General features: G+C 42.1%; 18 protein-coding genes. 11 read left to right on the top strand and 7 right to left on the bottom strand.

The features are described 5' to 3' along the window. Positions 1 to 98: 98 nt before the first annotated feature. From ACR5KR_RS34495 to ACR5KR_RS34485, 3 genes are all read left to right on the top strand, one after another. Positions 99 to 2,318, top strand: a complete 2,220-nt coding sequence (locus tag ACR5KR_RS34495) for an amylo-alpha-1,6-glucosidase (RefSeq protein ID WP_448269892.1) — start codon at positions 99 to 101, stop codon at positions 2,316 to 2,318. A 467-nt stretch (positions 2,319 to 2,785) separates the two neighbouring features. Beyond that, the gene (locus ACR5KR_RS34490; RefSeq protein WP_448269890.1) at positions 2,786 to 4,270 is read left to right on the top strand and encodes a galactose oxidase-like domain-containing protein; all 1,485 of its coding nucleotides are present in this window, start codon (positions 2,786 to 2,788) and stop codon (positions 4,268 to 4,270) included. Positions 4,271 to 4,461: 191 nt separating this feature from the next. Then, the gene (locus ACR5KR_RS34485; RefSeq protein WP_445629639.1) at positions 4,462 to 5,397 is read left to right on the top strand and encodes a hypothetical protein; all 936 of its coding nucleotides are present in this window, start codon (positions 4,462 to 4,464) and stop codon (positions 5,395 to 5,397) included. A gap of 229 nt (positions 5,398 to 5,626) precedes the next feature. On the opposite strand, the gene ACR5KR_RS34480 is transcribed toward ACR5KR_RS34485, so the two are convergent. Further along, positions 5,627 to 5,944 (bottom strand): RNA recognition motif domain-containing protein, encoded by a 318-nt coding sequence (locus tag ACR5KR_RS34480; protein ID WP_445629638.1) that lies wholly within the window; start codon positions 5,942 to 5,944, stop codon positions 5,627 to 5,629. A 383-nt stretch (positions 5,945 to 6,327) separates the two neighbouring features. Between ACR5KR_RS34480 and ACR5KR_RS34475 the strand changes: the two genes are divergently transcribed. Continuing rightward, positions 6,328 to 7,722 (top strand): TldD/PmbA family protein, encoded by a 1,395-nt coding sequence (locus tag ACR5KR_RS34475; RefSeq protein WP_448269888.1) that lies wholly within the window; start codon positions 6,328 to 6,330, stop codon positions 7,720 to 7,722. 713 nt (positions 7,723 to 8,435) lie between these two features. Then, positions 8,436 to 8,966 (top strand): pentapeptide repeat-containing protein, encoded by a 531-nt coding sequence (locus tag ACR5KR_RS34470; RefSeq protein ID WP_448269886.1) that lies wholly within the window; start codon positions 8,436 to 8,438, stop codon positions 8,964 to 8,966. 126 nt (positions 8,967 to 9,092) lie between these two features. On the opposite strand, the gene ACR5KR_RS34465 is transcribed toward ACR5KR_RS34470, so the two are convergent. Together ACR5KR_RS34465 and ACR5KR_RS34460 are read right to left on the bottom strand one after the other, a co-directional pair. Further along, complete coding sequence (locus ACR5KR_RS34465; RefSeq protein WP_448270449.1) at positions 9,093 to 9,239, bottom strand: hypothetical protein; 147 nt, start codon at positions 9,237 to 9,239, stop codon at positions 9,093 to 9,095. Continuing rightward, complete coding sequence (locus ACR5KR_RS34460; RefSeq protein ID WP_448269884.1) at positions 9,175 to 9,567, bottom strand: hypothetical protein; 393 nt, start codon at positions 9,565 to 9,567, stop codon at positions 9,175 to 9,177. Before ACR5KR_RS34460 ends, ACR5KR_RS34465 begins: the two co-directional genes overlap by 65 nt. A gap of 152 nt (positions 9,568 to 9,719) precedes the next feature. On the opposite strand from ACR5KR_RS34460, the gene ACR5KR_RS34455 reads away from it, so the two are divergent. Together ACR5KR_RS34455 and ACR5KR_RS34450 are read left to right on the top strand one after the other, a co-directional pair. Then, positions 9,720 to 11,330 carry a DUF1565 domain-containing protein gene (locus ACR5KR_RS34455; protein WP_448269883.1) on the top strand — a complete coding sequence of 537 codons (1,611 nt, stop codon included), beginning with the start codon at positions 9,720 to 9,722 and terminating at the stop codon, positions 11,328 to 11,330. 295 nt (positions 11,331 to 11,625) lie between these two features. Further along, the gene (locus ACR5KR_RS34450) at positions 11,626 to 12,543 is read left to right on the top strand and encodes a hypothetical protein (protein WP_448269881.1); all 918 of its coding nucleotides are present in this window, start codon (positions 11,626 to 11,628) and stop codon (positions 12,541 to 12,543) included. A 70-nt stretch (positions 12,544 to 12,613) separates the two neighbouring features. Here ACR5KR_RS34450 and ACR5KR_RS34445 read toward each other — a convergent pair whose 3' ends face one another. Then, a complete protein-coding gene (locus ACR5KR_RS34445) occupies positions 12,614 to 14,683 on the bottom strand; it encodes a tetratricopeptide repeat protein (RefSeq protein ID WP_448269879.1) in 2,070 nt (689 codons plus the stop codon). Between the two features lie 483 nt (positions 14,684 to 15,166). On the opposite strand from ACR5KR_RS34445, the gene ACR5KR_RS34440 reads away from it, so the two are divergent. Then, positions 15,167 to 15,427, top strand: a complete 261-nt coding sequence (locus ACR5KR_RS34440) for a hypothetical protein (RefSeq protein WP_179068682.1) — start codon at positions 15,167 to 15,169, stop codon at positions 15,425 to 15,427. A 172-nt stretch (positions 15,428 to 15,599) separates the two neighbouring features. Here ACR5KR_RS34440 and ACR5KR_RS34435 read toward each other — a convergent pair whose 3' ends face one another. Beyond that, positions 15,600 to 17,939, bottom strand: coding sequence for a PhoX family protein (locus tag ACR5KR_RS34435; protein WP_448269877.1), 2,340 nt, complete (start codon positions 17,937 to 17,939; stop codon positions 15,600 to 15,602). Between the two features lie 265 nt (positions 17,940 to 18,204). On the opposite strand from ACR5KR_RS34435, the gene ACR5KR_RS34430 reads away from it, so the two are divergent. The 3 genes from ACR5KR_RS34430 (at position 18,205) to ACR5KR_RS34420 (ending at position 20,866) form a co-directional block, all read left to right on the top strand. Next, complete coding sequence (locus tag ACR5KR_RS34430) at positions 18,205 to 19,149, top strand: glycosyltransferase family 2 protein (protein WP_448269875.1); 945 nt, start codon at positions 18,205 to 18,207, stop codon at positions 19,147 to 19,149. 807 nt (positions 19,150 to 19,956) lie between these two features. Next, entirely contained in the window at positions 19,957 to 20,490 is a 534-nt protein-coding gene (locus ACR5KR_RS34425) for a DUF433 domain-containing protein (RefSeq protein WP_448269873.1), read from the top strand. Then, positions 20,465 to 20,866: a DUF5615 family PIN-like protein gene (locus ACR5KR_RS34420; protein ID WP_445629628.1), complete on the top strand. Its 402-nt coding sequence runs from the start codon at positions 20,465 to 20,467 to the stop codon at positions 20,864 to 20,866. Before ACR5KR_RS34425 ends, ACR5KR_RS34420 begins: the two co-directional genes overlap by 26 nt. A gap of 220 nt (positions 20,867 to 21,086) precedes the next feature. On the opposite strand, the gene ACR5KR_RS34415 is transcribed toward ACR5KR_RS34420, so the two are convergent. Then, complete coding sequence (locus ACR5KR_RS34415; protein WP_448269871.1) at positions 21,087 to 21,383, bottom strand: hypothetical protein; 297 nt, start codon at positions 21,381 to 21,383, stop codon at positions 21,087 to 21,089. Positions 21,384 to 21,527: 144 nt separating this feature from the next. Next, entirely contained in the window at positions 21,528 to 24,068 is a 2,541-nt protein-coding gene (recG, locus tag ACR5KR_RS34410; protein WP_448269869.1) for an ATP-dependent DNA helicase RecG, read from the bottom strand. Positions 24,069 to 24,100: the final 32 nt, after the last annotated feature.

Here is a 24,100-nt window from a genome sequence, read left to right as displayed (position 1 = left end):
TGGAATTTGGGTCAAGTAAAATTTACCCATCCACGCTCTCACAGTTTAATTACGATCTGTTACGACTATATCATACTCATAACGATTTTGAGTAGCAAATGTCTGATTTAGATACAAGAGAATGGTTACTTACCAACGGCTTAGGAAGTTTTGCCAGCGGTACAATTTCTGATGTCCGCACGCGCACATATCATGGTTGGCTGTTTGCCGCGACAAACCCACCTTCTGGAAGGACTCTGCTGCTTTCGCACTTAGAAGCTAGCTTGGAAATATTAGGGCGCGTTGTGGCACTGGGGACAAATGTTTGGGGTAACGGTCAGATTGAGCGAACAGGCTACGAACAGCTACGCTGTTTTGATATTAACCCAGTTCCTAAATGGACTTGGGGTCAAGATAACTGGCAATTAACCAGACAATTGGTGATGCCTTATGGTTTGGTGGGGACTGGAGGATGGGGAGCAGGGGAGCATACAACTCTTGGAGAGGCTACGCCAACGACTACGCTCAGTAACCGAGGAGAAGTTGCAGAAAGTTTTTCCCCTCTGCCTCTTATGCCCAATGCCCAATTTTGCCATCGAATTTTAATCCAGTATCGCTATGAAGGAACTGAAACAGCGATTTTACGGTTGCGACTGTTGATAGCAGAACGTGACTTTCATCACCAGCAGATTGCTAGTCAAGAATTACAGTTTTCACAATTGCTAGGGGAACAGCAAGTCTGTTTACAAGCAATCAATTCTGGGCGCTTCGGCATACCTTGGCACTTGCGTTGGACACAAGGAAATTATCAACCAGATGCAGTTTGGTATTGGGATTATAGATTGTCTGAGGAGACAAAACGCGGATTAGGCGACAAGGAAGACCTCCACAGTCCTGGTTACTTGATAGTCACACTTCAACCAGGAGATACGGTAACTTTAGAAGCACGAGTAGGTTTTCCCGACTCAGTGCCAGGTGTTCTCACCGTCAAAACCTTCACAGAAGCTGTGGAGGCAGAGCAAGAAAGGCTCTCCCAAATTTTTGGATGGAGAGACTCAGGCAGGGGGGCAGGGGAGCAGGGGAGCAGGGGGGCAGGGGAGCAGGAGAGCAGGGGAGCAGGGGAGGGGAAGAATAACTACAAATATCCAATGCCCAACGCCCCATGCCCAATGCCCAATGCCCAATTCTCAATCTGGCAACAACTACTCAAAGCAAGCGATCGCTTTATCGTCTATCGAGCCTCAATTGCCGGCCCTACGGTTATTGCTGGTTATCACTGGTTTAATGACTGGGGACGCGATACATTAATCGCTTTACCGGGGTTGGCACTAGTTCCACAGCGTTTTGACCTCGCAAAAGGAGTATTGCGAACTTTTGGGCATTATTGTCGCCACGGTTTGATTGCGAATGCATTTCCCGATCTCAATAGCGAACCAATTTATAACAGTATTGATGCGGCATTGTGGTGGATTGAAACTTTAGGACTTTATTTAGAAGCTACCCAAGACTGGGATTTTTTGGCAGAGCAATTTCCTGTAGTACAACAAATCTATAAAGCGTTTGTCGGTGGTACACATTTCAATATCCAGGTGGATGCTACCGATGGGCTAGTTAGTTGGGATGCTCGTGGTGTAGCTCTCACTTGGATGGATGTGATAATTGGGACACACCCCGTCACACCCCGTTATGGGAAGCCGGTGGAAATCAATGCACTGTGGTATTCTGCTTTATGTTGGCTGAGTCAGTGGGCAGAGCGCTTGAGCCAAATGGAATATGGCTCACCAGTGCGTCTTACTAAGCAAGCACAGCGTTATGCTAACCAAGCACAACACGTGAAAACCTCACTGCAAAAATTCTGGAATCCTCAGCTAGGTTATCTGTACGATACTATTGAGCCAGACGATCGCCGGAATTTTCAAATTCGTCCGAATGCCGTTTTGGCGCTGTCGTTACACCATTGTGGGTTTTTTGAACAGCAAGGGTGTCAGATATTAGATTTGGCAACTACCAGCTTGCTCACACCTTATGGTCTTCGCAGTCTCGATCCAGGAGATCCAGAATATCAAGGAAAATATGAGGGCGATCAACAGCAACGCGATCGCGCTTATCATCAAGGCACTGTTTGGACTTGGCTAATTGGGCCGTATATTCGGGCTTGGCAACGTTTTTATCCACAACAATCGTTGCCTTTTGATTGGCAACCCTTGCTAGATCACTTTTTCTTTGATGCTTGTCTTGGTTCTATTTCTGAGATTTTTGATGGCGATTCACCTCACACACCCAGAGGAGCGATCGCTCAGGCTTGGTCAGTTGCCGAAGTAATCCGCTACATTAAATAGTTGTACCGATATAGATGGTCTTGGATAATTATTCTTGATTAATATACATTCACAAATTAACGTTGCTAGTTGGAACCAACAAAACCACTGCTATACAAGCTTTTTATTAATTTATCTGATTATCCAAAAGTTACTAAACATTTTTGATGATTTCACAAATTGAGGCAGCAAAACCAAAAATGTTTATTTTCTTCTGTGAGGAAATATTTTATAAGAAAACTTCGTGAATCAGATGTAGTTTTATTGTATAGTAGCAATGTAGTTAAGGCTTAATTTAGATACTCTACAGGATGTATAATTAATAGCCCAATTACTATTGATCGCATCTAATTTTATATTTCCTTATTATGAAAAGCATCATATTTTAACCTTAAATAAGCCTAAAGAAGTATAGATATAAATTGAGAAATCAATTAATAAAATAAAGTACAAAAAATGAAGTTCACGTAGGAATAATTGTAAATAAAGTGACTCAACCTAATAACAACACTAACCTTCAAGAAGCAACAGATTTAGGGACTTCCATTGCTCTAGCTACTACTACAGATAAATGGCAAGTACTGTCATACAAGGCTCCAATCCTACCTATACATGCCGCTCTACTTCGTACTGGTAAGATATTCTTTTTCTGTGGCTCAGGTAACGATCCCAATCGGTTAAATACTCCCTATGACAGTGTGGTTTGGGATATAAACAAGGGAACCTTTTCGCGTCAAGCGCCTCCATTGGATAGTAACAATCAACCTATGGATCTTTTCTGTGCTGGTCACTCCTTCCGGCCTGATGGTCTGTTATTGGTTGCAGGTGGAACTTTGCGCTATGACCCATTTTATGGTTCCCCCTATGCTCTGATGTTTGATCCCATTGCTGAAAAATGGGTCAAGATCCTATCAATGAATAATGGTCGCTGGTATCCTACTGTGTTAACACTAGGCAGCGGTCGAGTCTTAGCAGTGTCCGGGCCAGATAAAGATGGCAAGCTCAATAGACAACCAGAAATTTATTCTGCTTTCTTTCCAAATGGTTGGAACGCTTTTCCAACAACTAGTGCTTTACCGGCATACGCACATCTGTTTCTACTAAGTAGTGGTAAAATTTTTTATTCAGGTGCTCAGATGGGTGTTACTGGAGTGACACCAAGGATATTAACCCTGCCAGAGAAATTTACACAATCCATTACAGAAACAGTGGTTACAGGGCTGCAAGATATAGCTTTTGGCGATCAAGCTGCCAGTGTGCTTTTACCACCTGCACAAGATCAAAAGGTGATGATTCTCGGTGGGGGTAGTGGTAAGACAGCAACAAAGAGAGTAAATATTGTCGATTTAAAAGCTAGTAATCCAACTTACGTAGCAGCAAAGCCTTTAAACTATGCTCGGATGCATCACAGTGCAGTTTTGTTGCCCGATCGCACAGTGTTTGTTTGCAATGGTAGCAAAATGAATGAGGACACAACACAAGCAATGCTGCCAGCAGAAATCTACAATCCAGCGACAAATACCTGGACAGTAGTAGCTAAACAAACTGTCCCCCGCGTATATCACTCGGTGGCTTTGCTGCTACCAGATGGTAGGGTTGCAGCAGCTGGAGGGAACCCTCAACGGACGGTCAATGAACTGCGATTAGAAATCTATAGTCCTGCGTATATGTCGCGATCGCGTCCAGTTATTCAGAGCGCTCCTCAAACAGTGACCTACGGGCAGCAATTTACGATTCAGACACGCCAAGCTGCGAATATTAAATGGGTTAGTTTTATTAGACCAATGGCAACTACCCATTCTTGCGATACGGAACAAAGGTTAGTCGATGCACCGATTATTTCTAGAAACGCTACTTCTCTTAAGGTCACGGTCATAAACAATCGAAATATCGCACCCCCAGGCTGGTACATGCTTTTTATTAGTGACAACAATGGAACACCCTCAGTAGCAACCTGGACGCAAATATATTAGCCTTATCTGTTTAAGTAAGTCGGTGCAATAAAACCAAACTGTGTCAAGAAAAATAAATAAGGCTCAAACTCTTTCTCCCCTGCTCCCTGCTCCCAGCAAGAACTGCCTTAGCCCAACAATAATTATTTAGGCCGACCTACTTATGTTCGCACTGCTACCTAATAAAAGTCATTAATTCTAGGAAGGAAAATATGAATTACAAGCTATCACGTCGACGGTTTGGACAATTGGCACTTGCTGGAACTGTAGTATCTGGACTTAGTTATCTAACCAAGAAAGCCTTGGCAGAAACACCAACTGTAAATATTGTCGGTATAGGTTCTAGCCCGATCGTTACTATTGACCAAACGGCTATTACAGAGGTAAACACCACTGAATTAGTAGAGAACACTGCCCTAAATAATGTAAGCACAGATATTAAGCCTGTAGGACTAGTTTTGCAATCCTTAATGACAGGCAAGGCTCAGGTACTTACGGATAAAACTACACCTCTATTAGAGCCTAATGAGATATTGAGTGGTTTTACCTCTTTAAGCGATGGCACACTTGTTGTAGCCATTACTCCGGTTGCGCTTAGTCGGAGACAGGCGACACCTACTCGCATTACATTTTTGGGTACGCCTGTAAAAACTTTGATCGTCTCAGGACTTAAACCAAATCAACAGCTTGGGAGCTTGCTAGGTACTAATGATGGGCGACTTCTTGGTTTAGTAGGTAAGAAGAACGGTACACCACCAATCAGATTGGTAGATATTAACCTTCAAACAGGAGAGATAAGTTCTATTAGTAAGGTTAAATTCCTGGACGATGAGCGGATCAGCAATCTAGCTGAGTCCCCAGATGGAGTACTTTATAGCTCTGTAGTTGGTGCGTATGGTGAGACAACTCTGGTGCAGCTAGATCCAAATCAAAAAAAGCCCATCAGACTAGGACAATTGAAAGTTAATGGTCAAGCATGGAATAATGGCTTACAGAGCTTAGTTTGCTCTGCAACAGGTCAACTCCTCGCCTTTGGGGCTATGAGATATGAGACACCTAATGCTGTATTTATTGTTGATAAGAACAGCGGAAATATGACTCGGTTACAAGACTTTGATACTGCTCAGATTACGCGTGCTCGTGCTTAGTCAGTTCGGGAAAAGTCGGGTTTATTCACCTCTAGCTAGCTGAAACGACACAAGCACGTTAATATATCCCAAAATAAAGCAACGGTGTAATGAGGGTTTCAGCTTATCCCGAACTCAGGTTACTTAATTGGTACTGGGCAATTAAAATCATCCAGTAGACCGAAGCGCAAAAAGGGCAGATAATGATTCTGCCCTTTAGACGTTAAAACTTAATTTTTGATCTTAAAGCTTAGTAGCGCGATCTATTGTATCCACCGCCACCGCCGCCGCGACGATCGCCACCACCAAAAGAACCACCTCTATCTTCCTTTGGTTTGGCTTTATTCACTTTGAGATCGCGTCCCATCCATTCAGCTCCATCAAGAGCATCAATGGCAGCTGTTTCTTCAGCTTCTGTGCTCATCTCTACAAAGGCAAAGCCGCGTGGCCGTCCTGTTTCACGGTCAGTAGGTAACTGAACCCGCTTTACAGTACCGTGTTCGGCAAATACAGAATTGAGGTCATCTTGTGTGACTTGGTAGGATAAATTACCTACATAAATTGACATCCATTATCTCCAAAATCATAGGTGTGTAGAGATTTAGATTTCGGAGGCAAGCTTGTTAAGACCAAAAGGAAAAAGCCTGTCAATACTAAAAACAAACAATGTAACCGAATTTTATTCTCACTTGATTACCTTAGCATATCATTGAGTTCTTACCCACTGTAACCAAGATTGGGCATGGGGCAGAGGGGAAAAACTTACTGCAACTTCTCCCCTGCTCCCCTGCTCCCCCGGTTACTGAGCGTAGTCGTTGGCGTAGCCTCTCCAAGAGTTGTATGCTCCCCTGCTCCCCCTACCGCTCATGGGCGAACTCCGATACATTAAGTAGCAGAAATTCCCCAAATAATTGCAAAATAAATGCAGTTCGTCATTGTTACTAATTGGAAATGCCGACTACACTTGCTGACGCACAAAATTTACTTTCTGACCTGATCGCTCGCTACTCTAAGCGTGTAGATTATCTGATGATTCGCCTGGAAGAAGCAGAAGGGACTGATATCTTGTTGCGTGGCGACAAGGTGGAAACTCTCAGTGAAGGCATCTCCATTGGTGGACATATTCGCGCTTGTTATAAAGGGGGATGGGGGTTGAGCTGCTTTAACCAACTGGCAACAATCGAAGAGCGCATAGAAGAAGCGATCGCAGCTGCGCGGATGGTTGGTAATGAAGAAACTTTACTTGCACCCATTGACCCAGTGCAAGCAGTATGCATTCTACCCCTAAAAGGTACCGATCCCCGAAATATCCCACTCTCGCAGAAAAAACAATTGTGCGATCGCTATGCCCAATTGCTTAAAAGCGTCGATCGCCGAATTACCACTACCTCGGTGCGTTACGGTGATAGCGCCCAAAAAGTAATCATTGCTACTTCTGAAGGTACTTTAATCGAGCAATCTTGGGTAGATATGGAAATGCGCTTTGCCGCCACCGCCAGAAATGGCGAAACCGTACAAACTGGACGGGAAACTACTGGCTCTCGCAAAGCTTACGAAGATTTAACTAGTTTGGATGAACAGGTAAAAGATGCTGCTCAAAGAGCGATCGCCGCTTTATCTCTACCACCGGTCAAAGGCAATACTTACACTGTAGTCATTGACCCAATTCTCACGGGTTTATTCGTCCACGAAGCCTTCGGACATCTTTCTGAGGCTGATATGGCTTACGAAAACCCCGATCTGCTGGAAGTTATGACCATCGGACGGCGGTTTGGGCCAGAAGAACTGCAAATTTTTGATGGTGCAGCTCCAGAGGGACATCGCGGTAGCTATTTTTACGACGATGAAGGCACACCAGCTACTACGACTCAACTAATTAAAGATGGAGTTTTAGTAGGACGTTTACATTCTCGTGAAACTGCTGGCAAATTGGAGGAAGCGCCTACGGGTAACGCCCGCTGTCTCAACTATCACTTTACTCCCATTGTGCGGATGACAAATACCTGGATTGAACGGGGTAAAACACCAGTTGCAGACTTATTTACCGATATCAAAGAAGGAGTTTATGCCCGTAATTGGTTGGGTGGGATGACCAATGGAGAAATGTTCACCTTTAGCGCTGGGGAAGCGTGGATGATTAGGAACGGCAAAATTGCTGAACCTGTCCGGGATGTGACGCTTTCGGGAAATGTATTCCAAACTTTAGCGGATATTGAGGCACTTGGTGATGATTTTTATTGGGATGAATCTGGCGGTTGTGGTAAAGGAGGGCAAAATGGCTTGTCAGTGGGTTGTGGTGGCCCTAGCCTCCGAATTCGAGACGTAGTGGTTGGTGGGGAAACATGAACTATCTACTTCAGTCGTAAGAATCATAATCTGTAAAAGAATAGGAATTGGTTTTGCCATAACCTTTAGCAGATGAACACCACAATTGAGTATAGCGATCGCTTTGCACTAATGCTTAACGTGAGTTCGACAGACCTCTCTCGGACAGCCTCCCTCTCCTAAAAGACGAACGCGAGTGCGTCTGGGTAAGGAGAGGGAAAAGTAACGAGTAAGGAGGGTTTTTGCTCCCCTCTCCTGGTAGGAGAGGGGCTGGGGGAGAGGTCAAAATAGCACTCGTCGAACTCACATTAATGCTTAACGTGAGCCTCCATTGCAGACTCACGTTATTGCTTAAACTTTTAAAGCGAGCAACATCCCTCCCAAGTATGAAATTAACTCACAACTCTAGGTAGTAGCGCTAGTAGTTAAAAATAGCTAGTCTAGACAAAATTGATTCAATATCCACTCTAGTTTGATTCATCACACTAATCCTCCGTGGCGCTTGCTGAAGATTTACAGTTAGTCTGAATAGTTCAAAATTATTCATAATCGTTTGCTTGCAGACTCGCTACTACTGCGCTAACGTAATTCGTAATTAAAGACTATTTCAGACTCTTATTTAAACACCCAAACTGAAACGCCACGTATATATAAATGGCAATTACATTCAAGAATTACGAATTACGAATTACGAATTACGAATTAGTTAAACGTTCCTTAGCACAGCGACAGATATGAAAGCAGATCAACTCCTGAAAAACTATGCCGCAGGTGTCAGAGACTTTACTGGTATCAACTTGAGCGAGGCCAACTTAAGGGAAGCCGATCTCAGTGGCGTAATTTTAGATCGAGCAATTTTAGATGGAGCTAATCTAAGTCACGCTAATTTAGCGCACGCCAGTTTAATTGAAGCAGACTTAAATGGAGCAGATTTGAGCAATGCGGATCTCAGTAATAGCAACTTAAGCGGAGCAATTTTGGATGGAGCTATCTTGGATGGAGCTATCTTGGATGGAGCTAATTTGAGTCACGCTGATTTGACGGTTGCTAAATTGATTGAAACTAAATTGAGTGAGGCGGATTTGCAGGAAGCAAACTTGATAGCGGCGAATCTAGATGGAGCAGATTTAAGTGGTGCAGATTTAACTGTAGCTGACTTATCCCAGGCAAATCTCACTCAAGCAGATTTGAGCCAGACAAATTTGAGTGGAGCAAATTTGGATGGAGCCAATATAGAAGGAACTATTCTAGATGAGAATGTTTAATCTCGTTTCCATACAGAGCAAGGGTTCTGGGTTGCTGACTCAATACATTAACCAAAACAGTACCTCGGAACACCGAGATTAAAACTCGAAACTAGAGCTTGATTTCATGTTTGTTTGATTACTGAATTAAACCCGGAGAACCTCACACGCCAGATGCTCCTCTACTTGGGGAAACTCCAGACGCTCGCGGACTCGCTTGCCGCCGACGCTATCGCTTTTGGAGTGTCCTCTTCTCCCAAAGGCAGAGGCTAGCGCCAAGGGAGAAGACTTCACTGGTTCTCTTAATCTCCTCTTTGCAGACGCGACAGCTTACACACAAGTTTTTTAGAGTTGCAATGGCATTGTTTCGACTGACAATGCGATTGTTTCGACTGACAATGCGATTGTTTCGACTGACAATGCGATTGTTTCGACTGACAATGCGATTGTTTCGACTGACAATGCGATTGTTTTGACTGACAATGCGATTGTTTCGACTGACAATACGATTGTTTCGACTGACAATACGATTGTTTCGACTGACAATGCGATTGTTTCGACTGACAATGTGATTGTTCTGGCTAACAATGCTATTGAGATGAGAACTTAGAATGTTGCACAAGAGTTTATAACTTTTGTGTACACACGATCTGCTTGCCCGAAAAAGTCAGGTGGATATATTTTCTATACACAAGGATATTACTGTGAAAAAGTTTGCTACAAGTAGTGTTATTTACGATTGTCATAATTAAAACAATTGACTCTCAACTATCAATGGTGAACTCTACCCTCGTCGTCACACTTTATGTCAACCCTATGACAGGGAATGATACCAATACTGGTTCACGGTTGAGTCCTTTTAAAAGCCTCACCCGTGCTTTAAAAGTAACCAAAATCCCGACGATAATTCATTTGGAGTCGGGGACTTACAATGCCGCTAGTGGTGAGGTGTTTCCACTAATCATTCTTGGAGGGGTGACAGTGGTGGGTAATGAAGCTAACAAAGGTGTAGGGATTGTAATTTCCGGGAGTGGTGAGTATCAAAGTCCCAGTTTTGGTATACAAAATATTACGCTGCTCTTGGTAGATAATGCCAGTCTTTTAGGTGTAACTGTCACCAATCCCTCAGCTAAAGGTACTGGTATCTGGATTGAATCGGCTGCACCTACTTTAAGTAACAATACTTTGAGTAACTGTGGGCGGGAAGGTGTGTTTACCACTGGTACTGCCAAACCCGCAATTTTAGATAACATATTTGTACAAAATACTGCTAGCGGGTTAGTAATGGCAGGTCATAGCCAGGGAGAAGTACGGCGGAATGTATTTCAAAGAAACCCTTTAGGTATAGCAATTAGTGACTTTGCCGTTCCAACGATCGCCAATAACAAATTATCAGAAAATCGCACGGCGATCGCACTTTCTCGTCATGCCCAACCTGTGCTGCGTCAAAATCTGCTTACTAAAAATACCCAAGGTGGTTTATTAGTCAATGGCAATGCAGTCCCAGATTTAGGTAATACCGAAGATCCAGGCGATAATATTTTTCGCGATCATAGTGAATTTGATTTATATAATGCCACTACACAAAAGCTAGTTTCCGTAGGTAATCAATTAAATGCTGCTCTAATCAAGGGCTTAGTCGAATTGATCCCAGCCAATGAAGTAACACTTAGCACCAGTTTTTCTGATTCCCCAACAGAATCCTCATCTCAACAACTCCCCTTGTCTCCTTGTCCCCTTGTCCCCTTGTCTCCTTCTCCTCCCCTCCCTGCATCTCCCGAACTAAAGGGACATTGGGCAGAACCATTTATTCAAGCATTAGCGAGGATGGATTTAATTCATGCGTTTGCTGATGGTAGCTATCAGCCAGATAAACCCATGACTCGCGCCCAGTATGCAGCAATGGTTGCGATCGCTTTTAACCCATTTCCCAAAATCCCATCTCCTGATTTTACGGATGTACCCAAGGATTTTTGGGCTTATAGCGCTATCCAAATCGCGGCTAGCGGTGGCTTTGTTGGCGGATTTAGCGATCGCACTTTCCGCCCCGATCGAAGTGTGCAGCGGCTACAGGTGATTGTCTCCTTAGTAAACGGACTGGGATTACCAGCTGTTGATAGCGGTGTTGTAGAAGTATATAGCGATCGTCATACCATTCCCGACTATGCCCGAACAGCCGTTGCTACTGCTACACAAAGGGGAATAGTTGTCAACTATCCAGATCCGAAAGTACTTGCACCTTTACGTTTTGCAACACGCGCCGAAGTTGCAGCGATGGTTTATCAGGCATTAGTTGCCATTGGGCGAACATCTGCGATAAAAATAATTCGTAATACAACTCTTGGAGAGGCTGCGCCAACAGCTACGCTCAGTACAAGTTCGTAATTCGTAATTAAGTTTTGCAAGGAGGATAAAGACAAGAGCCACAAAACTTGCTGCGACTCGACGGCTCGACTGAACATTCGCCGAACGTCTTGTCAGTTGCTATGCAACTTAAACCCTTAGAATTTGTTAAATCAGTCTATGTGGGGTTGCATTCTAGAAGTTGACAAGTAAAATAAGGAACACTGCCTATCGGCTCGGCAACTCTTGGAAAAATAAACCATGTAGTTAAAAGCACGCTAGGCTAATATGCGATGGGTGACAAATCTTAGACCTATTGCCTAAAGCTAATAGCCCCATGTTAACAACACTTCCAGACACCTCTGCCAACTTGGCGATCGCCTTATTAATTAACTATAGTTTCGATCTTGGTGGGTATAGTGCCAATGAGCTAGTTGAGCGTTGGCAAACGCAATACCCCCTTAATTGGCTACACCTGGCAGTGATTGAGGCACTATATCAAGGTCGTTATAAAGCGGTTTCTGTGCAGCAAATTTTAGTATTTTGGCAACGCCGGGATCAGGCTACATATCATTTCAACATGGAATTTGAACGGATGATTTGTAGCAAGTTTCCTCAAAACTTAACGTCATCGACTGCGCCAGCTCTACCGCCAGCCAAGAAAAAACCCACTGTAGAGCAAGTTACGAGTCCTCAATTACCACCAGCTAAGATTCGCAACGGCTATCAACACAGCAATACTGCAATTCTCCAACTGAAAAGTTATCAACCAAAGACATCTTTGAGTGAAGAAGAAGGAAAGCAGGAAGATAGAGACAATAAAACCGTCTTAAAATCTCCCCTTCCTGCGAAATTTACCTCTTCAGCAACCCTTGAGCGATTATCTGCTGTCAGCCAAAAGCAAACTTCACAAGAAAGTCCAGTGCCTTTCGCGTCACCAAACCATCATCAACGACAGCCAAAACTGCTCCCGCCTGCTCCTATTCATGCCCCAATTGGGCAATTTACCCCCGAAACAAGCGATCGCCCTGATTCTTTTACATCTAAACTCAAAGCCATGTCTAGCGAACATAACCCAGGTGTGGGGAGCAGGGGAGCAGGGGAGCATACAACTCTTGGAGAGGCTACGCCAACGACTACGCTCAGTAACCAGGGGAGCAGGGAGCAGGGGAGCAGAGGAGCAGGGGAGCAGGGAGCAGGGAGCAGGGGAGCAGAGGAGCAAAGGAGCAGGGAGCAGGGAGCAGGTGGTCACTGAGCGTAGCCGAAGTGGGAGCAGGGAGAGAATACTAATGACAAACGACAAACGACAAATGACAAATGACATTTTATTCTGCAACTAATAGCTTGAAGCGTTCATCGTCGGCAATATCATCAAAATCGAGGTCGGTTGCTGCGTCTTCTTTATACCTGGGATTAAGTTCAATCGCTTGTTGTAGAGTTAACAGAGATCGGTCAACTTGTCTTTGCAGTGCGTAACAGGCTGCTTTGTTGTAATAGGCACTGGCATAATCTGGCTTAATTTCTAAGGCTTTGTTAAAACTAGCGATCGCTTCATCATCGCGTCCTAATCTTACTAATGTATAACCATGTTTATCCCAGATTTTGGGAGAATTAGGTTGGAATTCCAGCGCTTTCTCAAAGGAGATTATTGCCTCTTCGTATTGTTCTAATGCTACTAGGGAAAGACCGCGATTTAACCAAGCAACGGCATCATCTGGTTTGATTTGTGTAGCTTTATCAAATGAGTCAAAGGCTTGCTGATGCTGTTGTAAGTTACCAAAAGCAACGCCGCGATCGCACCAAGCTTGATGATAATCTGGCTGAATCGCAATCGCTCGATCGTAAGATGCGATCGCATCTTGGTAGCGTTTTAACCTTCCCAGAGTTAGACCACGTTTTAACCAAGTTACAGGTTCATCAGGTTGGATTTTAACTGCTTGGTTGTAAGCTGCGATCGCATCTTCATAGCGCCTTTGAGAAAACAGATCGTCTCCCTGTTTTACATACTCATCAGCAGTGAATTCCGGTTGTTGCGGCTGTTCTTGTACTTCTTCTTGAACTTCAGAATTTACCATCTCTATAATCGATTCCGGCGTAATTTCAGTTAGTTCTTGAAGAATCAGATCCTTTCTTTCTTCGGCATCCAATTGTAACTCAGAGAGTTGAGAGGCAAACTCAGTTTCTAATCTTTCTAACTTCTCTAAAATGAGAATCTTTTGTTGTTGAGCATTCCATTGGAATTCTGAGAATTGCGAACTAAACTCAGAGCCAGATTTTTCTAAATTCTCAATGATTAGCTCTTTGGATTTTTGAGCATCTGACTGTAATTCAGACAATTGAAATTTAAATTCTGACTGTAATACTTCTAAACTGGCAATAATTTTATTTTTTTGTTCTTGAGCATCTACCTGCAATTCAGATAATTGAGATTTCAGTTCTTGCTCAAATATATCTAAACCGTCAACGGCAATCTCTTTTTGCCTTTGAGCATCAACCTGTATTTCGGATAACTTTTCTACAAATTCTGACTGTAATTTTGTTAAGCTTTCAAAAATTATATCTTTTTCTTGTTGCGCATCAGTCTGCCATCTTGAAAGTTGAGATGTGAACTCAGACTTTGATATTTCTAAATCAGCAACGGCTAGTTCTTGCTGTTGTTCCACACCTAACTTTAACTTAGACAGTTCTTCTGCGATCGCAGATGCTAATTTTCCTAAATTTTCCAGTGCTATATCTTTTTGTTGTTGAGCATCAAACTCTAATTTAGATAACCCCGAAGCAAATTTCAACTCTAAATTTTTTATATTTTCTTGAGATTTTTTTAGTTCCGCTTCCAATCTAGTTAATACCTGCGCTTTCGCTAAATCTAGATCGGATATCAGAATAGATACATTTTCTTGTTCGTTTTTAATTTTTTGTTGCAAAGCAGTCGTTTGCTGTTCTAATTCATAATTTATTTTTTTCGCATCTTGAATAACATTTTCAGCTTCTTGTTTAACAGTGGTTAGCTGATTTTGTAATTTTTCCATTCCCTGGACTTGTTGCATTGCCCTATCAACAATTTCCCTAATTATCACCCGTCGCAACAGCCACAACAAAGCAATGACTGCGACTGGAAAGAGACTTAGTATAACTAGCCAAACATCGAGTAAAATAGTTGTGCGGCTAAAAGTGCTTTTGAAATCAGATTGAACTTGTTGTTGAATTCGTTTTTCTGCTCGTAGTCGTGCTAATTCTTCCCGTTCTGAATTCGATAACACCGGAGTCGGAGTTAGTGCTGGATTGGGTGATGGTGCAGATTGTCCACTGGCGATTCCAACGAATAACAGTAAGGGTAAAAATATAATAGTGCTTTTTACAATTAAAGCGAAAACAGCTTGATTTTTGCTCTGCATAACAACCATCTGCGTCTGTTGGTCAGTTTTTGAAGCGGCGTGCCTCTTTCCAATCTATAACAGAATTAAGTAGTCAAATGTTGTAAAGGCAGTGTAAAATTCTGAGCAATCCTTAACTAATCCGTTTCCTCGTCCTTAGTGTACGTACAACTTTAGTAGTAGAGTGCAGTTAAGTTTGTGACAATTTTTTTGAGGTACTATTATAACATTACTAAGTTGTTATTACTGCTAAAGATGGTGAAAGTCAAGCGGTAAAAATAATAATTTATCAACTAGTGGAAGAGAAAATGCGAAAGCATCGACGCTTTCTTAGACCATTCACCAAAGAAGGTTTGGATTTTGTTTTTACAGATAACAGGGCGTTTAAACTGGAAGTTCTACCTGTATGGGAAGTGTCAGATGTGGTTACTTCGCATTAACATTAAATTATCGACAATAAGTAAATTACTTGTACTCAAATTAACTTAACAAAGGCGGTAGAAAATGGGTCGCATAAATCCTTACACACTGCAATTGCAGATTACCCGAATGTTTGAGCAAGGGCAATCATTTTTTGCCACAACCAAGGTACAGGAATGGTTGAAAGAACATAAACACAATCCAGAAGATTATGACATTATTTTCCATAAAAAACCTGCACCTCCTGGTTCCAAAGAAGTGATGGTTGTGGAAATTGAATTACGCCGCAAAGATGGACAACCTGTAGATCCGTGGTTGCAGGAACAAGCAAATCTCCATGCCTGAGCGCAACTATAGCAGTCCTAAATTAGATGTGGAAACTTATTTTTCTCTTCTTGGCATTTCGCAGAAAAAGTGATTTGTTCATTTTCACAAATTTTATATAAGTGACGTTGCATCTCTAAAAGATGCAACGTGTAGCTTTTTCGTTCAAAACTTAATTCAGAATGCTGTCTTGTTAAATAAACTTACTGCGAGAATTTTTCGGCTGGATACCAATTACAGATGGTCGGGGAATACCTGTAGCTTGCTCCTTACCACCATCATTTTTTGAGATATTACTTGGCCAACTACTGCCACGAGGTAAACTTCGTGTTTGATTAAATGTACTACCATTCAAATCTAGTAATTCAATGCTGCGACTTAGCATTGTGCCATCGTTAATTGGACAATCTTCACCAGGATGTTGTACTGAAATAATCAGTGTATTTCCAACAAAAGTTGGCCCGGTCATTTCGCAACGCACTGGGCCATGAGCAAACGGTATTACCTGTCCAGCATTTGCACCACTGGTAGGGATATAAAACAGCCAGTTATTACCGAATACTCCGGTAAAATCAGAAACATTACCACTAACTGTATGATCGATTTTGGTTTGCTTACCTTCAGCACCTACATTAAAACCGTTGTGAGTGTCGGTAGACATATCCGTGACACCCCAAACATTTCCTTGATTGTCAAAAACTAGATTATCAACGTTGGCAAAACCAGCACCATTAACTGAACCGGCTTCGCCACCTTGGACAAATCTCTGCCACCGGAAGGTTAAACCTGTAGCATCGGCACTATCTTCAATAATTTTATACAGTCCTCCTGATTGCTGAGTCGCATTGGCATCTGTGTTTAACTTAGCAACTTGAAAAATCCGCGAATCAGGATAACCATCACTTCCCGGCGCACCATCAGTATAGGCAATGAATACTTCTTTGGTGGTTGGATGCACTTCTATATCTTCGGGACGCGCTGTGGGAGTTCCCCCAACTAAGTTGGCAGCTAAAAAGGCATCACTCAGAACAGCACCTTGGCTAGAGTAGAAGTCAGAGAGTTTCTTATTTTGATAATCAGGTAGTGCTTTTGCTTCGTTAGTGCGATCGCATTTAAATGTACCACCATCTTTGGTTTCACCTGCAATGCCACTACGTCTCGGTAGCGGTAAAAGACCTTCTTTTTGAACTTTCTGTAACGCAGCAAATTCTACAGAAGATAGAACTGTCGGCGTAATTGGATTGGTAGCAGTAGTTAAAAGTAACGGTATCCATTTACCTGTACCATCTGGATTGTAACGGGCAACATACAAAGTTCCCTTTTCCCATAAACTACTGTTAGTTTTACTGGTGGGTGAAGAAATCGTGTTTGCGCTGACAAATTTCCAAGTGTGTCCCCCACGTCTGTCATCACCCAAGTAAGCAACCAATTTCTTACCTTTTTCAACGCGCAGGGCAACATTTTCATGGCGAAAACGACCTAACGAAGTGTGTTTGCGGGGGCGGAATTTCGGATTTTTGGGGTCAATCTCTACAATCCAGCCGTATTTTTCGCCAACTAATCCAAAAGTCTTGCCAATCGTTTTGTCTGTATAATCTATCTGAGTACCATTAGCTTTGACTCCTTCTGTGAAGCTATTTTGGAAGTTCTCTTCCGCAGATAAAATCGTTCCCCAAGGAGTTTTACCGCCAGAACAATTAAAGGCAGTACCAATAATTTTGTTGCCCAATTCATCAGAGGATAGATTAAAAACTTGGGTTGCAGCTGGCCCAGTTCCAATTAAATAATTTTTGTCACCTTTTTGATGATTGCGACTTCCCCAAGCTGTGATACTTTTGTAGTCATCATTGCGTTGGCTATTGATACCCAACCCAGAAAGACCATGAAGCCGGCGATTTTTAGCATCTTTGACTACAGCAAAACGCTTATTCTTATTCTGGCGAGAAATACGAACGATTGAGCCGCCTTGATTATATAAAAATTCACCTTCGACTTCAATATTTCTGCTGGAGGGTAAAGCCCAACCAATTACGTTTTCAAATGCGTCGGGCAGTCCTTTCAGATCGGATGAATCTTCTACGACTAAAGTAGAAAATGGAAAACTAATGTATTCATGATTCACCCATAAATACCCGACATCATTAGTTTTCCCAAGGGGAATAAATCCAGTGAAATCGTTATTGTAACCGAAATAATCATCTTTGTTGGGAAAGACGCGATCGCCCCAACTGACAATTACATAACGTTCGTACTCTGGCGGTACTATCACATCATCAATAACGTTATAGTTACTTAACTTAATATCAGCAGATGGATAAACAACTTCTCCCTGATCGATTCTTTTTGGCAAGAAATTTTTATGCTGTTGATAAATTGGTAGGGGATGTGGTAAGCGTACAGGTGTAAAGCTGATACTAGACGTTTTTGCATCTGCCCCACTAGCAAAACTATTTAGAAGTTTGTCTCCCAAAATAGCAGCACCAGCACTGCCAGCAAGAAATATTAAAATTTCTCTACGACTTAATTTAGACATTCAACTTTCCTCTGTGTGGCAGAAAAAATTAGTAAAAATAAACTCTAATTTCTGAAAAATTACTGTATTTGAAATACTTAATAAGTTATTAATAATAAAAGGATATTATTTTATAATTTACTTTAGTTGATAATGATTAAGCTGAGGTTATAAGTTAATTAACTAAAAATTATCACCTCTGACTATTTCCTTAGCTCAAATCAAGTAAGGAACAGTGTCAGCGCCCTATCTGTCCTATCCTGGAGATGGATAAATCAATAGTGTTGTGGGTGAGACTGTGTTTTTCAGCGTTGTGATACCGACTTATAATCGCCAACCGATTTTAGAAAAGTGCCTCCGCGCTTTGGAGTTGCAGGAGTTAAGTCAGCCAAGTGTGGTTACTGATTACGAGATTGTCTTGGTAGATGATGGTTCTACTGATGGCACATTGGAGTGGTTAGCAGCACACAAAGAAGAGTTTCCCCATGTGCGCTGGTTTGAGCAAGATCATGCTGGCCCAGCTGCGGCGCGGAATTTGGGAGTAGAAAAGGCTCAGGGAGACACAATTATCTTTATTGATAGCGATCTAGTAGTGCTGAAGAATTTCCTGCAAGCTCATACTGATGCACTAATAAAGGGGAAAGAGAAATTGGGGAGCGATCGCTTGTTTACTTACGGCGCAGTTATTAATACTTGCAATTTCGACAATCCAACTGCTGAACCCTACAAAGTCACAGATTTTTCCGCAGCTTTTTTTGCTACAGGAAATGTAGCAATTCCTAAACATTGGTTAGATAAAGCCGGACTTTTTGACACCAGTTTTCAACTCTATGGCTGGGAAGATTTAGAGTTAGGTGTGCGACTAAAAAAACTAGGTTTGACACTAATTAAATGTCCAGAAGCCGTAGGATATCACTGGCATCCAGCATTTAACTTAGAGCAAATTCCCCGATTAATTGACCAAGAAATTCAACGCGGACGTATGGGAGTTTTATTTTATCAAAAGCATCCCACATGGGAAGTGCGAATGATGATTCAAATGACTTGGCTGCATCGCTTACTTTGGGGAATTTTGTCAATTAACGGCACACTGAATGAACGGACAATGGCTCCGTTATTGCAATGGCTAATTAATTTAGGTAAACCACAATTGGCTTTAGAAATTGCCCGAATTTTTCTCAACTGGTACAACGTGAAGGGTGTCTATGAAGCCTATGCTCAAATTCAGTAAACATCGTGATTTAAACACTTTAGGAAGTAGCACCGTGTAATCAACCTGTTAAAACTTTGTTGGTTATGTCGCACATCTCAACTCAATACCTGATTCTCTGATAATGAACAGATGCAGGATGTCGGGAAATAGAAGGTTAAGCGACATAAGGTAAAAAACTTCTACTTTAAGGTATTTAGCGCTAGATTAAGTTACAAGCAATAGAGTCAGGTAATTTTCGGGAAACATATTTAGGACTTACGCACAGGTAACGGAAAACGAACCACAGAGGCCGCAAAGGTCACGGAGAAATGAGAGTTTGAGAGGATTTTTGCGTAATTCCTAATATTAACAGACGACTCGTTACACCGGGGAGCCTGACCAATTATGACGGGGGCGGGTTTCTTCTTTGAAGGGCTTAGTCATGAATCGATTAATTTGTCATACATCAAAATACTGCTAGTGTTTTATTCAAACCCTACCCCTTTCTCCATACACTTGTCTAGACATAAAGAACTGAGAAATTTTTACTTAGTATCCAAAGATAAGGCAATAAACTGTTGTCAACACTTTTGAACAAGTGCTAAAATCTTCCCTATACAGGGAATGATTTATTTTTGTAAGAATTCAGGAGTCAAAATAGTTAAACGATCGGGAAAAAATTTGATTAATCAATATACCAATTATATTAGATTATTTCTAAATTCTTATGAGTGCTGAATTCTTACTTATTTAATTAAAATATATGTCAAAAAAAGTTTAAAAAGTAACAACCTGTCTATACTTTTTCTAGGTTAATGTAGAGTTTAAAGCTTGGAGTTAATGCGTATGTATATAGAAACTTTTACCCCTACTGAAGCTGCTGCATTTGTTGAATTACCAACAAAGAAGATTTATAAGGAAGTAGAATATAGAATTCTTCCTGAATATAATCCTCCAAGACTTAATTTTGCCGCATTAGTTTATCTACGTTTAATTAAAGAGATAGACTTTATTACTGTTGATTTTCGCTCATCTCTTTATCAAAGCTTAGTTAGAGCCTTGGAGGAAAAGTTACCAACTATTGAAATAGCAAGATTTGTAAAAATAGAAGTTGAGTCTATTGCCAAGGAAGTATTAGAATTTATCAAACGTTTTCAGGCGTGGAAAGAAAATTTAGTTTCCGATCCGAACATAATGGGCGGAGAAACAGTGTTTCCTAATTCTCGGCTTACGGTTCGTCATATTGGTTCAATGCTTGATAGAGGCGAGTCACTAGAGGTTATACACGAAGACTATCCTTATTTGACTGAAGAAGATATAAAATTTGCTCAAGTCTACGTGAAAGCTTACCCAAGTGTTGGACGACCTAAAAAGAATTAAATTCCTAATTGATGAGGATATTTCACCAGCCGTTGCACGTTACTTGTGTAACGAGCTTTTTATTGATGCAATTGCTGTTAGAGATCGGGGGTTACTTGGTGCAAAAGATTATCAAGTTTTAGAATACGCTTTTAATCAAGAGCGTATTCTTGTAACAGCAAATGTTCGGGATTTTGAAAAGTTTGCTCGTACTACAGAAATCCACGCTGGTATTGTATTCATTTGCCAGGGAGATTTATCTCGAAATGAGCAAATTACTATTGTCAAAGAAGCTGTGAATGCAATAAATGCTGAATTAGAAAATGGACGCGATATATTAAATCGTGTCCTATACATGGAAGAAGATGGTACTAAAAGGTTTGAGAATTTGCGGTAAAACTAGCAAAAGTATTAGGCGAGCAAGGTTTATTCGCCCGTCAAACGTCTAATATAACTAAAAAATAAGTCCACTGCTCTGTCAGACTTCAAGGAGAGTTTGTATGACGAATGTATGACAAAATCAGTAACCTTTAGAGGGAGCAACGCGATTTTGTGAGGTCAGACAAAAAAGGTGCGATGCCTGCGGCGGCGTAGCGATCGCTTCCAACCATCTCAAACTACTCAAGCAGCAGAAGCTTCTCAACCAAAACTTTCTGCCCACGGTGAAAATGAGAACAGTCTAATTTAGTCTTCAACCGGAAGTTCAACAAGTCATAGCGAGGTTCACCATCTGGATGACTAGCCCTTGGTGGAATATCGAGTGCTTCGATTGGACAACCGCCAATTGTGGAATCTGGAGTTACCCTAAAACTCAAGCCTGGTAACTCAAGGCGCTTGACTACAATATTCCGCCACCGACGAGAATGGTGAATAACAAGCTCCACCTCAACTTGAAGAGAAATTAGCAACTCCATTATTGTATTTTTTAATATTTTCAACAGCTTTTATCTCTCTTCTATTAGTCTCCGTAAGGGCGATCGCTATTTGTAGAGACGCGATTCATCGTGTCTTTACCCAAGGATATGTTGCAATCATTAATTGAATTGGTATGAGATATATTACGTCAAAATCGCCCCACCCATTAAGCGCTCATATCGATATTTCAATTCTTCTTTCATTAAATACCAACGCTCTAAAGTAACATCCATTTCTATAATTTTCTCGGCTGCTTGCCGCGCTAAAAGTAAAACTTCCTCATCGTCAACCAAACTCGCTAAGGTAAAATCTGGCACTCCAGATTGACGAGTTCCCAGTACTTGCCCTGGTCCGCGAAAACGCATATCCATCTCGGAAATGAAAAAGCCATCCTGAGATTGCTCCAACACCTTCAACCGTTGTTGAGCATCAGGACTCCTAGAACTGCTCATCAACAAACAGTAAGACTGAGCCGCGCCACGACCAACGCGCCCCCGCAGTTGGTGCAGTTGTGATAAGCCAAATCGCTCTGCATTTTCAATCAGCATTACTGTAGCATTAGGTACGTCTACACCAACCTCAACAACAGTAGTAGAAACCAAAATTTGCGTTTGGTTATCACGGAATTTGGTAATAGATTCATCCTTTTCGGCTGAACTCATGCGACCGTGCAGTAACCCCACTTGAAAGTCGGGAAAAACGCTTTCTTGTAGCTTTTGATGCTCATCTACAGCCGATCGCAAATCTAATTTTTCTGACTCTTCCACCAATGGCAAAACCACATAAACTTGTCTACCTTGGACAATTTCTCGGCGAATGAGGTCGTAAGCATGGTTGCGTTGCTGACCCGATAGCACTGTTGTCTGAATTTTTTGCCGTCCCGGCGGTAACTCATCAATTTGGCTGACATCCAAATCCCCGTGTATTGTTAGTGCCAACGTTCGGGGAATCGGGGTAGCTGTCATAGTTAACACATGAGGTTGATTGCCTTTTTGCTGCAAACGTGCCCGTTGTTCTACCCCAAAGCGATGCTGTTCATCTATGACTACTAACCCTAGTTGTTGGAAGTTTACAGGGTCTTGAATCAACGCATGAGTTCCCACTAACAGAGGTAATTCACCAGTTCCTAACTGAGAATGTATTTGTCTTCGTTTAGCAGCTTTAGTGGAACCTGTAAGTAATTCCACTGGTAAATGCAGCAGGTTAAACCAACTAACTAACTTACGATAATGTTGTTCTGCCAAAACTTCTGTGGGAGCCATCAGTGCCGCTTGGTAGCCAGATTGAATTGCTGCAAGGATAGCCAGCACGGCAACGACTGTTTTACCAGAACCGACATCACCTTGCACCAAACGATTCATTGGCACGGGTTTTTGTAAATCGTTGAGAATGTCGTTGAGAACTCGTTGCTGTGCGCCAGTGAGTTGAAAAGGCAGTATTTCGTGAAATTTCTCTACAAGTTGACCGCGTGGGACAAGGATGGCGCTGGTTTGAATCGCTCTTGCTTGCTGTTGACGTTGCAGTAACCCAAGTTGCAGGTAGAAAAATTCGTCAAAAACTAGGCGACGACGGGCAACTTGTAGAGCGGCGCTATCACTAGGAAAATGGATATTAGCGATCGCATCTTTTAATTCCATCAAACCATACTTCTGCCGCAAACCACTTGGCAAAGGGTCTTTCAGGTTAGCCGCAGCAGGCAAAGCAGCAATTACCGCCTGTCGTACTGTATTCGCCACCACGCCTTCAGTTAGTCCATAAATTGGTACTACCCGCCCAATATTTAGCGACTCAATCGTATCTCCTGGACTTGCCAAAACCTCTAATTCTGGATTATCCAATGTCAAGCCGTATTTACTTTCTTTCACCAATCCACAGGCTGCCAGAATGCTACCTACTGGATAACGGCGTTTTAAACTTTCTTGCCAAGCGCGACTGCTAAAGCGCGTACCTGCGTAAAAACGGCCAATTTTGATTTGACCGCTGTTATCTTTTACTACCAATTCTAAAATTGATAATTTCTGATTTTTAGGGCTAGTAAAGCAGTTGCAACGCTTTACCGTTGCCACTATTGTCACCGTCTCACCCGCTTGTAACTCGCGGATATTCACCTGACGCGCATAATCAATATGGTCGCGAGGATAGTAGAAAAGCAAGTCACGGACGGTATATAAACCAAGCCGTGCCAAATTATCAGCTTTTTTAAAACCTATTTCTGGTAAATCACTAAGTTTTTGTTCAATTTTTGGTGCAAGTCTCCGACTTACCTCAGTAACAATTGGAGATTTGGGATTTTTAATTTTGGATTTATAAATTCTCCCTTGCTCCTCTGCTCCTCGGTCACTGAGCGACTTGCCTTGAGCGAAGTCGAAAGGAGCCGAAGTGCTGCTCCCCTGCTCGTCCTTCCGCTGCTCCTCTTGCTGTAATTGGGAAAGATACCTACGAGTCTCTGCTACTAAATGCTGCCTTTCTTCCAGTGCTAGATGTGGATAACTAGCAAATTGCACCGCTAATCCTTGCCAACGGCGGCGTTCAGTATGGGGTAAGCCTGTTGGGAATTTGCCCAAAGTTAGGCTCAGAAATTCACTGAAACGGTATTCTCTGCCCATCAAGTCTGTAAAGCCACGTTCAGCTTCTATTGCCAAGGCTTTGTGCAATCGTATCCAATCTGGTTTTTCATTAGTCATTGGTCATTGGTCATTGGTCATTAGTCATTGGT

Source organism: Nostoc sp. DSM 114159 (assembly GCF_053470285.1).
The sequence above is the reverse complement of the archived record's forward strand: the minus strand, read 5'-3'. Positions and strand labels throughout refer to the sequence as shown.

Excerpts from the sequence above, each read along its gene's own strand:
- ACR5KR_RS34440 (WP_179068682.1), top strand. The coding sequence starts at position 15,167 with ATGGGTCGCATAAATCCTTACACACTGCAATTGCAGATTACCCGAATG.
- ACR5KR_RS34450 (WP_448269881.1), top strand. The coding sequence starts at position 11,626 with ATGTTAACAACACTTCCAGACACCTCTGCCAACTTGGCGATCGCCTTA.
- recG (WP_448269869.1), bottom strand. The coding sequence starts at position 24,068 with ATGACTAATGAAAAACCAGATTGGATACGATTGCACAAAGCCTTGGCA.
- ACR5KR_RS34470 (WP_448269886.1), top strand. The coding sequence starts at position 8,436 with ATGAAAGCAGATCAACTCCTGAAAAACTATGCCGCAGGTGTCAGAGAC.
- ACR5KR_RS34495 (WP_448269892.1), top strand. The coding sequence starts at position 99 with ATGTCTGATTTAGATACAAGAGAATGGTTACTTACCAACGGCTTAGGA.
- ACR5KR_RS34475 (WP_448269888.1), top strand. The coding sequence starts at position 6,328 with ATGCCGACTACACTTGCTGACGCACAAAATTTACTTTCTGACCTGATC.
- ACR5KR_RS34485 (WP_445629639.1), top strand. The coding sequence starts at position 4,462 with ATGAATTACAAGCTATCACGTCGACGGTTTGGACAATTGGCACTTGCT.
- ACR5KR_RS34455 (WP_448269883.1), top strand. The coding sequence starts at position 9,720 with ATGGTGAACTCTACCCTCGTCGTCACACTTTATGTCAACCCTATGACA.
- ACR5KR_RS34445 (WP_448269879.1), bottom strand. The coding sequence starts at position 14,683 with ATGCAGAGCAAAAATCAAGCTGTTTTCGCTTTAATTGTAAAAAGCACT.
- ACR5KR_RS34425 (WP_448269873.1), top strand. The coding sequence starts at position 19,957 with ATGTATATAGAAACTTTTACCCCTACTGAAGCTGCTGCATTTGTTGAA.
- ACR5KR_RS34480 (WP_445629638.1), bottom strand. The coding sequence starts at position 5,944 with ATGTCAATTTATGTAGGTAATTTATCCTACCAAGTCACACAAGATGAC.
- ACR5KR_RS34415 (WP_448269871.1), bottom strand. The coding sequence starts at position 21,383 with ATGGAGTTGCTAATTTCTCTTCAAGTTGAGGTGGAGCTTGTTATTCAC.
- ACR5KR_RS34435 (WP_448269877.1), bottom strand. The coding sequence starts at position 17,939 with ATGTCTAAATTAAGTCGTAGAGAAATTTTAATATTTCTTGCTGGCAGT.